Source organism: Aeromonas sp. QDB62, assembly GCF_027705695.1.
GTDB classification, from domain to species: domain Bacteria; phylum Pseudomonadota; class Gammaproteobacteria; order Enterobacterales; family Aeromonadaceae; genus Aeromonas; species Aeromonas allosaccharophila.
Genome location: NZ_JAPDCD010000015.1, coordinates 53,944 through 68,511, shown reverse-complemented (window position 1 = coordinate 68,511; position 14,568 = coordinate 53,944). Strand labels below are relative to the sequence as shown.

13 protein-coding genes are annotated in these 14,568 nt (G+C 59.2%); 10 read left to right on the top strand and 3 right to left on the bottom strand.

Features of this window, described 5'->3' with window-relative positions; translation table 11 throughout:
• Window positions 1–2 precede the first annotated feature (2 nt).
• From purF to OKC27_RS09550, 8 genes are all read left to right on the top strand, one after another.
• Window positions 3–1,523, top strand: a complete 1,521-nt coding sequence (gene purF / locus OKC27_RS09585) for an amidophosphoribosyltransferase (protein WP_058051778.1) — start codon at window positions 3–5, stop codon at window positions 1,521–1,523.
• A gap of 218 nt (window positions 1,524–1,741) precedes the next feature.
• Window positions 1,742–2,500, top strand: a complete 759-nt coding sequence (gene miaE, locus OKC27_RS09580) for a tRNA isopentenyl-2-thiomethyl-A-37 hydroxylase MiaE (RefSeq protein WP_005346385.1) — start codon at window positions 1,742–1,744, stop codon at window positions 2,498–2,500.
• Window positions 2,501–2,803: 303 nt separating this feature from the next.
• Window positions 2,804–3,448 (top strand): adenylate kinase, encoded by a 645-nt coding sequence (gene adk, locus OKC27_RS09575; protein WP_042657889.1) that lies wholly within the window; start codon window positions 2,804–2,806, stop codon window positions 3,446–3,448.
• Window positions 3,449–3,546: 98 nt separating this feature from the next.
• Window positions 3,547–4,521, top strand: coding sequence for a ferrochelatase (gene hemH / locus OKC27_RS09570; RefSeq protein ID WP_270693377.1), 975 nt, complete (start codon window positions 3,547–3,549; stop codon window positions 4,519–4,521).
• Between the two features lie 34 nt (window positions 4,522–4,555).
• Window positions 4,556–4,948, top strand: a complete 393-nt coding sequence (locus tag OKC27_RS09565) for an MAPEG family protein (RefSeq protein WP_270693378.1) — start codon at window positions 4,556–4,558, stop codon at window positions 4,946–4,948.
• A 187-nt stretch (window positions 4,949–5,135) separates the two neighbouring features.
• Window positions 5,136–6,440 carry an inosine/guanosine kinase gene (locus tag OKC27_RS09560; protein WP_042063841.1) on the top strand — a complete coding sequence of 435 codons (1,305 nt, stop codon included), beginning with the start codon at window positions 5,136–5,138 and terminating at the stop codon, window positions 6,438–6,440.
• A gap of 180 nt (window positions 6,441–6,620) precedes the next feature.
• On the top strand, window positions 6,621–6,983 hold the full coding sequence (locus OKC27_RS09555; RefSeq protein WP_005337077.1) for a DUF2750 domain-containing protein: 363 nt from the start codon (window positions 6,621–6,623) through the stop codon (window positions 6,981–6,983).
• Between the two features lie 175 nt (window positions 6,984–7,158).
• Complete coding sequence (locus OKC27_RS09550; protein WP_042063839.1) at window positions 7,159–7,653, top strand: hypothetical protein; 495 nt, start codon at window positions 7,159–7,161, stop codon at window positions 7,651–7,653.
• Here OKC27_RS09550 and OKC27_RS09545 read toward each other — a convergent pair.
• Complete coding sequence (locus OKC27_RS09545; protein ID WP_182970888.1) at window positions 7,616–9,256, bottom strand: EAL domain-containing protein; 1,641 nt, start codon at window positions 9,254–9,256, stop codon at window positions 7,616–7,618. The genes OKC27_RS09550 and OKC27_RS09545 overlap by 38 nt on opposite strands.
• 189 nt (window positions 9,257–9,445) lie before the next feature.
• On the opposite strand from OKC27_RS09545, the gene glgC reads away from it, so the two are divergent.
• Entirely contained in the window at window positions 9,446–10,720 is a 1,275-nt protein-coding gene (glgC, locus tag OKC27_RS09540; RefSeq protein ID WP_042063835.1) for a glucose-1-phosphate adenylyltransferase, read from the top strand.
• An 84-nt stretch (window positions 10,721–10,804) separates the two neighbouring features.
• Here the strand turns inward: glgC and OKC27_RS09535 are convergent, their stop codons facing one another.
• Together OKC27_RS09535 and OKC27_RS09530 are read right to left on the bottom strand one after the other, a co-directional pair.
• A complete protein-coding gene (locus OKC27_RS09535) occupies window positions 10,805–12,802 on the bottom strand; it encodes a hypothetical protein (RefSeq protein WP_182970889.1) in 1,998 nt (665 codons plus the stop codon).
• Between the two features lie 199 nt (window positions 12,803–13,001).
• Window positions 13,002–13,553 (bottom strand): lipoprotein, encoded by a 552-nt coding sequence (locus OKC27_RS09530; RefSeq protein ID WP_139708309.1) that lies wholly within the window; start codon window positions 13,551–13,553, stop codon window positions 13,002–13,004.
• 295 nt (window positions 13,554–13,848) lie between these two features.
• On the opposite strand from OKC27_RS09530, the gene OKC27_RS09525 reads away from it, so the two are divergent.
• Window positions 13,849–14,568: a hypothetical protein gene (locus tag OKC27_RS09525; protein ID WP_419370270.1), complete on the top strand. Its 720-nt coding sequence runs from the start codon at window positions 13,849–13,851 to the stop codon at window positions 14,566–14,568.

Here is a 14,568-nt window from a genome sequence, read left to right as displayed (position 1 = left end):
ACATGTGTGGTATTGTCGGTATAGTTGGCACCACCCCCGTCAATCAGGCCCTCTACGACGCCTTGACGGTGTTGCAGCACAGGGGACAGGATGCCGCCGGGATCGTGACCATTGAGAGTGGAAACTTCCGGCAACGCAAGGCCAATGGCCTGGTGAAGGACGTGTTTGAAGTGCGCCACATGCAGCGTCTGCAAGGGAACATCGGCATAGGTCATGTCAGATATCCCACCGCAGGCAGCTCAAGTGCCGCTGAAGCCCAACCTTTTTATGTGAACTCGCCCTACGGCATGGTGCTGGCCCATAACGGCAACCTCACCAACGCCAAGGAGCTCAAGGAGCAGCAGTTCAAGGTCGCCCGCCGTCACATCAACACCACCTCCGACTCGGAAGTGTTGCTGAACGTGCTGGCCCATGAGCTGGATCGCTGTGACAAGATGGCGCTGCGCCCCGAAGATATCTTCGCGGCGGTGCGCAGAACCCATCAGCAGATCCGCGGCGCTTATGCTGTGGTTTCTCTGGTGATTGGCCATGGCCTCATCGGCTTTCGTGATCCCAACGGCATTCGCCCGCTGATCCTCGGTCGTCGTCAGGACGAGCAGGGTCAGGTGGAGTACATGCTCGCCTCCGAGAGCGTGGCGCTCGACGCCATCGGTTTCGAGACGGTGCGCGATATTGCGCCGGGTGAAGCCATCTACATCACCGAGCAGGGCCAGCTCTTCTCCGAGCAGTGTGCGGAGAACCCGCAGATGAGCTCCTGCATCTTCGAATATGTCTACTTTGCCCGTCCCGATTCGTGCATCGACAAGGTCTCGGTCTACGCTGCCCGCCTCAACATGGGTCGCAAGCTGGGTCAGAAGATTGCCCGCGAATGGGAAGATCTCGACGTCGATGTGGTTATCCCCATCCCCGAGACCTCCTGTGACGTGGCGCTGGAGATCGCTCACACCCTCGACCTGCCATACCGTCAGGGCTTCGTAAAGAACCGCTACATCGGCCGTACCTTCATCATGCCGGGCCAGACCCAGCGCAAGAAGTCGGTGCGCCGCAAGCTCAACGCCATTGGCTCCGAGTTCAAGGGCAAGAAGGTGTTGCTGGTGGATGACAGCATAGTGCGCGGTACCACGTCCGAGCAGATCATCCAGATGGCCCGTGAAGCAGGGGCAGCCAAGGTCTACTTCGCTTCGGCTGCGCCGGAAATCCGCTTCCCCAATGTTTACGGTATCGACATGCCCACCGCCAACGAGCTGATCGCTCACGGCCGTGAAGTGGAAGAGGTGTGCAAGCTGATTGGCGCCGATGGCCTGATTTTCCAGGATCTGGAAGATCTGGAAGAAGCAGTACGGGAGATCAACCCGGATCTGCGTCACTTCGAGACCTCGGTGTTCAATGGCCACTACGTCACTTCCGATGTGGATCAGTCCTACCTGGATCACCTCAACGCCCTGCGCAACGATGACACCAAAGCGGTGCGTGAATGGCAGGAAGGCACCAGCAATCTGGAAATTTTTAACGAAGGCAGTTAAACGTTTGCGGTTTTGCCGGATGGGATAGCGAGATGGGGGCCAGTGGCCCCCATTGTCGTTTCTGCCGCGCACGGGCAGAAGGGGGAGGGAATATCTGTTTGAAAAACATCCGTTTATTTTGCCGGATATGGGCATGGTCAGCGGGATCCGCTAGCATAGGCGGCAACATATATGACCGATACGCTTTTAACCGGCGTGTTTAACAAACGAGAGTTCAGATGGATGATCTGCTAGCCCCAGTGCGCCAGTTTTTGCAGTGCGAGACCCCGGATGAGTGGGTGGAGATGGCGCGGGATCCGGCCCGTTTGCCGACCCTGCTCATCGATCACGCCAACTGCGAGACCAAGGCCGCACTCACCGCCCACAGTCTGGTGCGCCGCTACTGCCTGCCCAAGGGCAAGCGCCATCTGCTGCCCAAGCTGGAGTTTTATCGCGAGCTGGATGCCATTCCGGAGAAGGCCGAGATCCTGGGCAAACGCAGCATGGGGGAGTCTGATCGCACCGTCTTTGCCGAGCTGGAACGCAATCCGCTGCTGTTTCCCATGGTGCGGCTCATTCAGGAGGAGCTGCATCACTTCGAGCAGGTGCTGGAGATCATGCAGGCCCGCGGCATCGAATACGGGCCGGTGACGGCCTCCCGCTATGCCCGCCAATTGATGCAGCATGTGCGCACCCATGAACCGGCCACCATAGTCGACAAGATGATCATCGGCGCCTATATCGAGGCCCGCTCGTGCGAGCGGTTTGCCAAGCTGGCGCCCCATCTGGACGAAGAGCTGAGCCGCTTCTACGTCTCCTTGCTGCGCTCCGAGGCACGTCACTATCAGGATTACCTGAGCCTGGCCGAACAGTATGCAGGGGAGGATATCAGCGAGCGGGTGGCCTTCTTTGGCAAGCTGGAAGCCGAGCTTATCTGCTCGCCGGATCCGCAGTTCCGGTTCCATAGCGGCCTGCCTGTCACATCTGACAGTTGTTGACGCACAGGGGGCAAACTACTATTGCCCTGTTCCTACTACGAGCGACAAGTAGTTACTTTTGAGCGCAATTCCCGGCCCCGAGCCGGGATCTTTTTTTCTGCCGTACGTCCTTCCTGCATGTGGCGCTCTATGCTGAATCCCTGGCTATTTTTGCGTCTTCCCCTTGCGATGAAATCCTGTTCGATCAGCCGGTTATTGTGGCGATAAAGTGCTCATTCAGGTGGCTCACCCTTGTAGAAACGGGCGAAACCGTGTACTTTTTTGCCTTCGCAAGATTTGAATAACCAATCAATAGGAGCGTGTATGCGCATTGTTCTGTTGGGGGCTCCGGGCGCCGGCAAAGGTACTCAGGCTCAGTTCATCATGGAAAAACACGGTATTCCCCAGATCTCCACCGGAGACATGCTGCGTGCGGCGATCAAAGCGGGTACCGAGCTCGGTCTGAAAGCCAAAGCTGTGATGGACGCAGGTCAGCTGGTCTCTGACGACATCATCATCGGTCTGGTCAAAGAGCGCATCGCTCAGCCGGATTGCGCCAAAGGCTTCCTGTTGGACGGTTTCCCGCGCACCATTCCCCAGGCGCAAGCCATGAAGGACGCCGGTGTTGTGGTTGATTTCGTGCTGGAGTTTGCTGTGCCGGACGAAGAGATCGTCAAGCGCATGAGCGGCCGTCGCGTTCACTCCGGCTCCGGCCGTACCTACCACGTGGTGTTCAACCCGCCGAAAGTGGAAGGCAAGGATGACGTGACCGGTGAAGATCTGGTGATCCGCGCCGACGACGAAGAGACCACAGTACGCAAGCGTCTGGATGTATATCATCAGCAGACCGCGCCGCTGATCGGTTTCTACGGCAAAGAGGCAGAAGCGGGCCACACCCGTTACGTCAAGATCGACGGCACCCAGCCGGTTGATCAGGTCAGCAAGCAGCTTGCCACCATTCTGGGCTGATCTTTGCTGCCGGCACAGTTTCCCGTGCCATCAGATAAATAAAGAGAAGGGCCCTGCGGGGCCCTTTTTGCATAATGACAGATAGACAGGAAGCCAACGTGACCACGAAAACCGGAATATTGCTGGTCAATCTGGGTACCCCAGCCGCACCGACCACCGCTGCCGTCAAAGCGTTCCTCAGCCAGTTCCTGCACGATCCCCGTGTGGTGGACCTGCCCCGTTATCTCTGGTGCCCGCTGCTCCACTTCATTATCTTGCCGACGCGCTCGCCCAAAGTGGCCAAGCTCTATCAGCAGGTGTGGACCGAGCAGGGCTCGCCGCTGATGGTGATAAGCAAGCAGCAGCGCGCCGCGCTGGAGCAGGAGCTCAAGCGGGAGGGGGTCGAGGTGCCGGTGGAGCTGGCGATGACCTATGGTTCCCCGTCAGTGAATGATGGCTGGCAGGCGCTCAAGACCAAAGGGGTCAACCGGGTGATCCTGTTGCCGCTCTATCCGCAATATTCGGTCAGTACCACCGCCTCGGTCTTCGATGCCTGGGGCAAGGCGATGAAGAAGGAGCGCAATCTGCCGGTGGTGCGGCTCATTCGTGATTATCACGCCCATCCCGAATACATTCAGGCACTGGCCATGAGCGTGCGCCGTCACTGGGAGCTGCACGGCCAGGGTGATCACCTGCTGATGTCGTTCCACGGTATTCCCGAGCGCTATGAGAACGAAGGGGACCCATATGGTCACCAGTGTCGCCATACCGCCACCCTGCTGGCCGAGGCGCTCGGGCTGGCGGCCGGGCAGTGGACGGCCAGCTTCCAGTCCCGCTTTGGCAAGGAGGAGTGGCTCAAGCCCTACACCGACGTGACCATCGCCGGTATGCCTGCAGCGGGCATCAAGCGGCTCGATGTGATTTGTCCGGCCTTCGCTGCCGATTGCCTCGAAACCCTCGAGGAAATTCAGGTACAGAACCGGGAGATCTTCATGGAGGCCGGTGGCGAGCGGTTTGAATATATTGCGGCCCTCAACAGCGATCAGGCCCACATCAGAATGATGGTCTCGCTCATCTGCCGCGAACTGGCATGAGTGATCGACAGTCAGTCAAACAAGGAGTCGAGTCATGGTACATATCACGCTGATTTACGCAGGTCTGCTGGGGCTGCTGTTTCTGGGGCTCTCCTTCTGGGTGGTCAGACGCCGCGCCCAGTTCGGGGTGATGATAGGGCAGGGGGAAGCCCCCGAGCTGCTGGCGGCGATCCGGGCTCACGGCAATTTTGCCGAGTATGTGCCGCTGACCCTGCTGCTGATGGCGCTGTGCGAGCTTTCCGGTGCCGGTGCGCTCTGGCTGCATGCCGGTGGCGCCATGCTGCTGGCTGGTCGCATCCTTCATGCCATCGGCATCCAGATCCCCAAAGCCCCCAATGTGCCCCGTTTTCTGGGCACCTTGCTGTTCTGGCTCGCCCTCGGACTCTTCTCGGTGCTGGCTCTGTTGCAGGGCGTTGCGGCATTCTGAAAGCTGGCCGCATTTTTGTACTTCAGAACCACCCCGGGCGGGGTGGTTTTTTTATGGTGAAAAGGCAAACGTTTTTCCTTGCGGCCCTTGTCTATACTGACTCCATTATTTAAACAGGGCGACTTTTCGGGACGGCGGATTGTGTTAAAATCCCGCCCCTCTTTCCCCCAGAGCACAGAACATTGCCATGAAATTTCCCGGTCAGCGCAAGTCCAAACACTACTTCCCTGTCGACAGACGCGATCCCCTGGTGCCGCAAAATCCCCTGTTAACCGAGCTGGGCAAAGCCTACGTGGTCGGGATTGATCAGACCCTGGTTGATATCGAAGCCCATGTGGATGAAGCGTTTCTGACCCGTTATGGTCTGAGCAAGGGGCACTCCGTTGTCATCAACGACGACGTGGCCGAACGCATTTATGACGAGCTCAAGGCCAACAACATGGTGGTGAGCGAGTTTGCCGGTGGCACCATCGGCAACACGGTACACAACTACTCGGTGCTGGCCGATTCCCACTCCATCCTGCTGGGTGTAATGAGCCAGGACATTCGCATCGGCTGCTACGCCTATCGCTATCTGTGCAACACCTCTTCGCGCGTCAATCTGGACTATCTGCAGCCGGTGGATGGCCCCATCGGTCGTTGCTTCACCTTCATCACCGAGTGTGGCGAGCGCAGCTTCGGCATCAACGCCGGCAAGATGAACCAGCTGGATGTGCAGCACATTCCGGAGGATGTAATCAAGGGGGCCTCTGCACTGGTGATCACCGCCTATCTCGTGCGTGGTGACGATGGTGATCCGATGAAAGAGGCCGCGATGGCCGCCGTCCGTTATGCCCGCGAGGCCGGTATTCCCGTGGTGCTGACTCTGGGCACCCGTTTCGTCATCGACGAAAATCCCCAGTGGTGGCGTGACTTCATTGCCGAGAACGTGACCGTGCTGGCGATGAACGAAGACGAGGGTGAAGCCCTGACCGGCATCGCTGATCCGCTCGGTGCTGCCGACAAGGCGCTCGACTGGGCCGACATGGTGCTCTGTACTGCTGGCCCCATCGGTCTCTATATGGCGAGCTACACCGACGAGGATTACAAGCGCGAAACCACCCATACCTTGCTGCCTGGCGTGATCCCCGAGTTCAACATGTATGAGTTCAGCCGCCCGATGGCCCGCGCCAAGTGCCGCAAACCTGCCCGCATCTACTCCCACATCTCCCCGTACATGGGTGGCCCGGAGAAGATCAAAAACACCAACGGGGCAGGGGATGGCGCGCTCTCTGCCGTGCTGCACGACATGGTCGCCAACTCCTATCACCGGATGAATGTGCCTAATTCTGCCAAGCACACCTCCGAGTTCCTGACCTACTCCTCACTGGCCCAGGTGTGCAAATATGCCAACCGTGTCAGCTACGAGGTGCTGGCCCAGAGCAGCCCCCGTCTCTCCCGCGGTTTGCCGGAGAAAGAGGACAGCCTGGAAGAGGTTTACTGGGAGCGTTGATCTCCTGAATCTGCAAGGCGCCTCCATCGGGAGGCGTTTTTGCAGGCTAATGGGGGTTATCCCGGCTTTTTTCCAGTAATAACCCCAATATGCTTGAGTCCATGTCGCTTTTGCGACACCATTTGGCCATCGTATTGTCGCCCGACAATGCCGCAGCACCCGAAAGAAAGAGAGAATCCCATGAGCATGCTTAACGACAACCTTGACGCCAATTTCCAACTGTTTATCGAACAAGTCCGCGAGTCGGGTCAGGTGTGGGGTCTGCGCTATGGGGAAGACTGGGTCGTCTGCCGCTCCGCCGAATTTGAAGACGCCGACGTGATGCCGCTCTGGTCTGCCGAAGAGGACGCCCGTCTGCACTGCGTCGACGAGTGGGCCGATTACGAGCCAGAAGTGATCGACCTGGAAGAGTTTCTCGATATCTGGATCAACGATCTGGATGAAGATGATGTGCTGGTCGGCCCGAACTGGAACGCCGATCTGGAAGGTCAGGAGCTCGAGCCTATCGAGCTGGCCAAGGCACTGGTTGAACTGGACGCCTGAAAGCGCCTCCATTGATGGCCTGAACGTACAGGCCATCAAGATAAAGACCGGTATTCGTGAGGATACCGGTCTTTTTTATGGCCGAATATCCAGATTGATGAGTTAAAAGCCGATTTGCCTTTGCACCTGTCAGGGGGATGGTCCATCATCAACCTTTTGCCAAGGGAGGAGCGCCATGTTTGTATTCGACGTAACGGGAGCTGCGGGTGAGAAGGCCAGCATTCGGGTGCAGGCACTGGACTGGGCGCAAGCCGGGCCAGTGACCTTCCAGTGCGATGACGATCAGCTGGCGGTCGTACTCCTGAGCGGTTGTCGTTGCGATGCGGTGGGCTTTTTCAATCTGCTGGCGGGCTGCAAACCCCTCTATATCGAGCAATGGCTCAGCTATCTGCAGGAGAGTGGCCGCATTGGCAAATGGAGCCATCAGACCGAGAGTCCCGCCGATGGGGAGTATCTGGCCAGAGCCGGTCTGGAGCACGATGAACTCAATACCCTGCTTGGCCAGGTTTATCAGGTGGCGGGGTTCAATCGCCTGCAAATCAACCGTTACCTCAAGAATCGCCACAACCCCACCACGCTGGCGACCCGTTACGATCAAAAAGAGCTGGAGCGCTATCGCCAGCTCAATGACATCATTCTGACCCTTTTGAAGCTGAAGCATCCTCAGTAAAGAGCCCCAGCTGGCTGATATCCGGTCGCAGCGGTTGCGGCCGGGCGATCAGATAGCCCTGCAAACCATCCACGTACATCCCCTGCAGCAGCTGTTTCTGGCCAAGCTGTTCCACCCCCTCTGCAATCACCTGACACCCCATCCGATGTGATACATCGACGATCATCCGCACGAACTGCTGGTTGGTCTGATCCTGTTCCAGCCCGGTAATAAGGGCGGGATCCAGCTTGATGTAGTCGGGCTTGAGCTCGCGAAACAGGGTAAAGGAGCCGATCCCCTTGCCGAAGTTGGCGATAGCCGAGCGGCTGCCGTTGCGGCGCAGCAGCTCGAACACCCGCTTGGCGCCGGTCAGGTTGCGCTCCAGATGCTCCTCATCCAGTTCGAACACCAGATTGGCGCTGGTATTGGGATCTTTAAGCAGCTGGCGGTCAAGCCAGATCAGGAAGGTGCTGTTTTGCAGCAGGTTGGGGGAGAGGTTGATCCCCCAGCGACTCTGGTTGGCACCAAAGGCCCGGTACTGGCGCATGATGTGGGTAATGACCAGCTGCTCCAGCCGCATCACCATATCCAGCCGCTGCGCCATGGCAAACAGGGTGTCGGTGGGCAGGGCGGTGCCGTCGTTGCCGCTGAAGCGGGTATAGATCTCGTTGTAGGCCAGCATGCTGCGGTGCAGCGGCTGGATCGGCTGGTAGGTAAAGCTGAGCCGCTCCTGCGCCAACACCTCGGTCAGCACCTCGCGCCAGTGGTGTTGCCCCTGCAGATCGGAGACGTTGTCATCCTGCTGGATGGCCCAGCCGTTGATGGTCTCGGTTTGGGCGCGGGCCAGCGCCAGATCCGCTCTGGCCAGTACCGCTTCGATTTGCTGACCGCTGCTGAGCTTGGTGAGGCCGGAGTAAGCGGTGCTCTCCAGCTCGTGCTGATCCTGATAGTGATCGAAGGCCGCTTTCAAATCCTGCCCCAGCAGATGAGGGGGGATATTGGCCACCGGCTGCACCAGCACGGCGAAATCGGCCCCCGAGATGCGATAGACCTGATTGCCCGGGAAGCGGCTAACCACCCGCTTGATGAGGGCGGCCATGTCCTTGATATAGGCATCACCAGACTGGAAGCCGCGCTGGGCGTTGATCTTTCCAAGCTCGGTGGCGCGGATCAGCACCAGGGTGGCGGTCTGGGTGTCCTGATCCCGCTGCAGCAACTCGGTCATGTCGCGGCGAAAGGCGTGGCGGTTGAGTAGCTGGGTCAGCTCATCGGTGGTGGCCAGATTGCTGAGCTCGGTCAGCTGGCGATGGGCGCTCTGCTCGGCGCTTTCGAACTGCTCCAGCAACTGTTGCAGCACCTCGCGGGAGGCGAGCTCATCGAGCTGGGAGGGATCCCGGCTTCTGAGCGCCTTGACCCAGGTGAGCTCCTGATGCTGGAGCAGGCCATCCAGGGTACGAATGGCCAGCATCAGCAGCAGGATCATGCCAAGCAGTGTGGTGGCCACAATAATGGCCAGGGTGAGCGGTGTGCTCTGAAGGGCCAACCAAACTGCTTGCAGTAGCAGCAGGGGTATGGTCACTATGGTGGCGATGAGAAACAGGGAACGTCCGAGCTTGTGAACCATCTTGTCATCCTTGAAGTGGCTGCTTTATGGGGGAATTTTAACCAAGCTGGCGGAGCAAAGCATGCTATTCCTCGCAACTTGGTTAAAAGGGTCAATTGGGATCGGTTAAATGTGAGTGAAACCACTTTCACAGCTACCGAATCAGGCGAAGATGAGTTGAAAATAGATCAAACAAGGCAGAGGTAAATCATGTTGTTAGAGCCCGAAAATAGTGCCAAAGCACGACAATTACTGAACCAGAGTATGGCACTGGTGCTGGCAGGAGGGCGTGGCAGTCGCCTGAAACAGTTGACCGACAACCGTGCCAAGCCTGCCGTCCATTTCGGTGGCAAATTCCGGATCATTGATTTTGTGCTCTCCAACTGTATCAACTCGGGGATCCGCCGCGTTGGTGTAGTCACTCAATACAAATCCCACAGCCTGCTGCGTCACCTGCAATCGGGCTGGTCCTTCCTGCGTTATCAGATGAACGAATTCATCGATCTGCTGCCGGCCCAGCAACGGGTGGACGAGGTGCACTGGTATCGCGGCACCGCCGATGCCATCTATCAGAACGTCGATATCATCCGTGACTACGGCCCCAAATACATAGTGGTGCTGGCGGGGGATCACATCTACAAGATGGACTATGCCGCCATGCTGCTCGACCATGTGCGCCTCGGCGCCAAGGTGACGGTGGCCTGTATCGAGGTGCCAAGAGCCGAGGCATCCGCCTTCGGGGTGATGGACATCGACGAGCAGCGCAAGATCCGCGCCTTCGTGGAGAAACCGGCCAATCCGCCCGCCATGCCGGGTTGCGAGGATCGTTCGCTGGCCTCCATGGGGATCTACATCTTCGAGGCGGAGTACCTCTATCAACTGCTGGAAGAGGACATTCTCAATCAGGACTCCAAACACGACTTCGGCATGGATCTGATCCCCCGTATCGTGGAGGAGGGGCTGGCGTTTGCGCACCCCTTCAGCATGTCCTGTGTCGGCGCCCGCGAGGGGCAAAAACCCTACTGGCGTGACGTGGGCACCCTGGATTCGTTCTGGGAAGCGAACATGGATCTCGCCTCCGTGTTGCCCGAGCTCGATATCTACGATCAGAACTGGCCCATCTGGACCAGCCAGACCCTGACGCCACCGGCCAAGTTTGTGCAGGACCGCAATGGTCAGCACGGCATGACCATCAACTCCATGTTCTCGGGCGGCACCATCGTCAGCGGATCGTTCGTGCTCAACTCGGTGCTCTTTACCAATGTGCGGGTGCACTCCTTCTGCACCCTGGATCAGGCCATCATCTTCCCCGGGGTAGAGATCGGTGCCGGTTGCCGTCTGCGTCGGGTGGTGGTGGATAAAGGTTGTGTCCTGCCCGATGGGCTGGTGGTGGGCGAGAATGCCGATGAGGATAGCCGCCGCTTCTACCGCTCCGAGCAGGGGATCGTGCTGGTGACCAAGGAGATGCTGGACAAGCTGGTTTGAGGAAGGTCCTTGAAACTGTGTCAGACGCTGTAATGCAAAGGGAGCCAAGTTGGCTCCCTTTTTCATGCAGGTGAATGGTGAATATTACTCGCTAACCACCGCTTTGGCGGCCATCACCATGGCGGTGCCGTGCTTGCCACCGGCGGCGGTCACTTGCGGTACGCCATCTTCGTCGGTGTCGCTGCCGGCACCTTCGATGATGTTCTCGCCGGAGTCACCGATCCACTCGGCCATCTGCATGCCACCGTTGACGGTGCCACGGAACCAGCTGACGTACTGACCGGTCAGTTTGGCCAGCTCCAGCTCGGGCGCCTTCTCGGCCCCTTCGTTGCGCAGGTTCAGCATGGCAGAGCGCAGGGCGCCGGAGATGGCAGCCTGGGTCCAGGGGGTGTATTCACCCTGTTTACCCGCCAGCCAGGTGCCCGCTTTGGCATTGAAGTAGGCCTTGTCGGTGGCGATGAACAGCTCGCGGGCGGCAGTGCGGTACTTGGCATCGGAGGTAGCGAGGAATGCAGCGGTCAGACCACGGATGGCTGCGAACTGCGCATCGATGGAATAGCCAGCATCGAGCTTGCCACCCAGGGTGATGCCGTCATGCACCAGGCCATTCTTGCCCTTGAGATTGGCAAGGATGAAATCGGCCTGTTTGCGAATAAGCTCAAGCGCCTGCTGACCCTGCTGGGTCTTGAGGTTCAGCTCGCCATTGTCACCGGCGGCATAACCGACCGGCAGTGCGTCCTGAGCGCGCTGGAAGATCTGCAGGGCGACCAGTGCGTAAGCAGCGTCAAAGGTCGTGACGTGCTTGCCCTGTTTGCCTGCCTGCCAGCTGTCGACCAGGGTGCCGCTCTTGGCATCAAAGTGCAGGGCGGCCAGGTTCTTGAAGGTGAGGTTAGAGAGATTGATCGCCAGCGAGAAGGCATCGCTGCCCGCGATGGCTTTGCCCAGGTCATTGGCCTGGTTGGCAGTCGGTGCGGCGGCAAACGGCGCGCCGTCAAACACGGCGTGGAAGGCTGGGTTCTGGTTGGTGTTGGCGCTGCGCTGATCGCTGAAGGCATAGAACTCGGAGAGCGGCCACAGCATCATCCAGGCATCGCGCAGCTGGGCGGAGCCATCCACCACCTCCAGCTTGCCGATGGCACCGGCATCGTTGTTGCTGGTTTCGGTCACTTTCACCTGATGGGGGAAGTAGATCACGCCTTTGGCCGGATCGTACTGCGGGGTGATTTTGGCGCCCAGTTGCTTGCCATCGAAGCCGAGCTGGTTCTGCATGATGGCCAGCTTGTCGATGGATTGCTCGGTCAGCATCATGCCGTTGAAGCCGTCAGCGGCAGAGACGCCCAGCTTGTGCTTGCCATCCTGATCCATGGTGGCGGAGGCGGCTTCTACCTCTTCATCGCTCTCGGCCACGTGCATGCCGCCGAGGAAGTCTTGCGACCACATCACCTCTTTGAGCAGGATGCCGCCCACGGCTGCGGGCACCAGCAGGTTGTCACTGCCGCTCCAGCGCAGGGTGCTGTAGTCACGGAAGTAAGCGGGCACCTGGGTCTTGACGCTCTTCTCGGTGCCTTTGGCGGTCTTGATGGTGATCTGGTCGCCATTGACCGGAGTGGTGTTAACAGCCTGGGCAAACTCCGGATTGGCGGAGGCGTAGGGCAGGGAGAGGGGATACATGCCCTGCGGCACTTCATCGGCCGGGAAGCCAACCGCATCGGCCATGGCCAGCACCCGTTGCCCCAGAGAGGCCATGGTGCCACCACGGGCCAGGTTTTGCGGCCCGTTCACCAGATGTGGGCCCATGCCGGATTGGTAGTTGAGGGCGTACATCGCCTCTTCGGAGTACTCGTAGGATTCGATGCCGGCAGCGAAGTCGAACGGGGTTGGCTCATCGGCACGGTTGGCATCCAGCACGTCCAGATCCAGCCCCAGCGCTTCGGCCAGCGGCTCACCGGAGAGCTCGAATTCGGTATAGGCCAGCATGTTGGCGGCGGTATTGAATGTCTTGTCTTCGACCTTGACGGCAGCGTGTGCGGCGCCGCTGATCAGTGCGCAGGCGATCGCCTGAACCAGTACGGTTTTTCTCATGTCCCTTCTCACCATTGGTTGGTTTTATTATTGACGCTTCTCATGACGAATCTAAATGAGAATGGTCTGCATTATGCTGTGTTGGAGGGGACTTGAGAAGTAAAAAACCGCCCCATTCGGCTGCACGTTAAACCGGATGTGCGTTGTCGAAGAGGGCGGTTATCTGTTTATTGCGATGAAAGTGCCAGTGCGGCGGTGATCAGAGCACCTTGAACGGGATGACCAGACGGCCCGGCTCTACCTTGAGGGCTTCAACCTTGTCCTTGATCCTGGCTTCGTTCTTGCGGCTGCTGTCGAGGCGGTAGACCGGGGTCTGCGACAGGAACAGGGAGAGCGACTGATTGAAGGTGGGCAGCAGTGGGGTGAGGGCGGCCCCGATATCGGCCGGCTCGGTCTTGACCGAGATCAGTTCAAGGTCGCGCAGATAGATGGCGCCCTGATCGGCCACATAGTCGGGGCGGGCACTCAGGGCAAAGCGGATCTTCATCTGCTGGCTGCCAAGGGGGCTGCTCACCTGCAGGTCGCCAGCGGCGTCCAGCTCGATGCGATCCGCTTGTTTGCGGCCGATACGGCTCTGCATCTCATCCAGACGGATCTTGCTCGACATGATGCCGGGGATCCCCAGCTGTTTTTCAAAAGAGACCTGATCTTTGAGGTACTGGTTGATTTCGGCCTCGCTGACATTGTACTGGGTCAGGGAGCAGGCCCCCAGCAGTAGGGCGAGGGGGAGTAACAACAGCTGTTTCAACATGATGGATTCCGCGTGGGCAAATATGATGGCGCTATCTTACGCGATAACGGGCGTGGAATGAGAGCCTCATACCGTGGGAAATCACGGTCTTGCTGCATTCCCGATTGTTTTTTGGCAACCGCCGGGTTCATCATCGACGGGTGAGCGGAATAAGGCAGATCTGTTTGCTGCGGGCATGGGTCTACGCCTGAGCAGAGAGAAGAGAACAGAGAGCGAGAAGAGCACAGAGAACGAGGAGAGCGCAATGGTTCGGATGGGCAAGGTTGGCCGCAGGGTGCTGCTGTGGCTTGGCTGCATGATGGGGCTCTGGAGCCCGTCGCTGTGGGCCGAGGTGAAGGTGATCCCGGTCTTCGAGGCGCAGGCGGCGGTGCAGACTCTCAAGGAGATCTATCCCCAGCTGGGGGTAAGCGCCATGGGTAACCAACTGGTGCTGAGCGGGACGCCAGCCCAGCTGCAGGAGGCCGAAGCGACGTTGGCGCAGATCAACCAGCCGCCGCAAAGCCTGCTTATCGAGTGGCGGGTGGATGGGGCTGCCAGCGGTCAGCAACTGGGGGGCTCAATCAGCCGCGACGAGGCCAAGCGGCAGTGGCTGCTCGATGGCAACGCCCAACAGTACCAGCGCAGCCAGAACGACAGCTGGCAGGTGCGTGGACTTTCGGGTCGTCCCGTGCTGCTGCAGATGGGCTCCTATCAGCCGGTGACCTTCTATCAGTGGCACGGGGGCGCCGTGGTGGGGATGATGCCGCTGGTGAACGGCCTCTATGCCACGGCCACCTTGATTGGCGATCGGGTGCAGATTGCGCTGAGCAGCGAACAGGCGAGGCTGGAGCAGGGAACTATCAATCGTGGGCAGAGTGCCACCGAGGTCAGTGGAGCCCCGGGCCAGTGGCTGACGGTGGGGGAGCTATCCACCAGCTCTGCGGATCAGGGGAGCCGCCTCGGCACCCAGCTACAGGGAGCGCGAGGCAGCCAGAGCGAGCGCCAGACCCTGCAGATCCGGGTCACTCGCCAATAG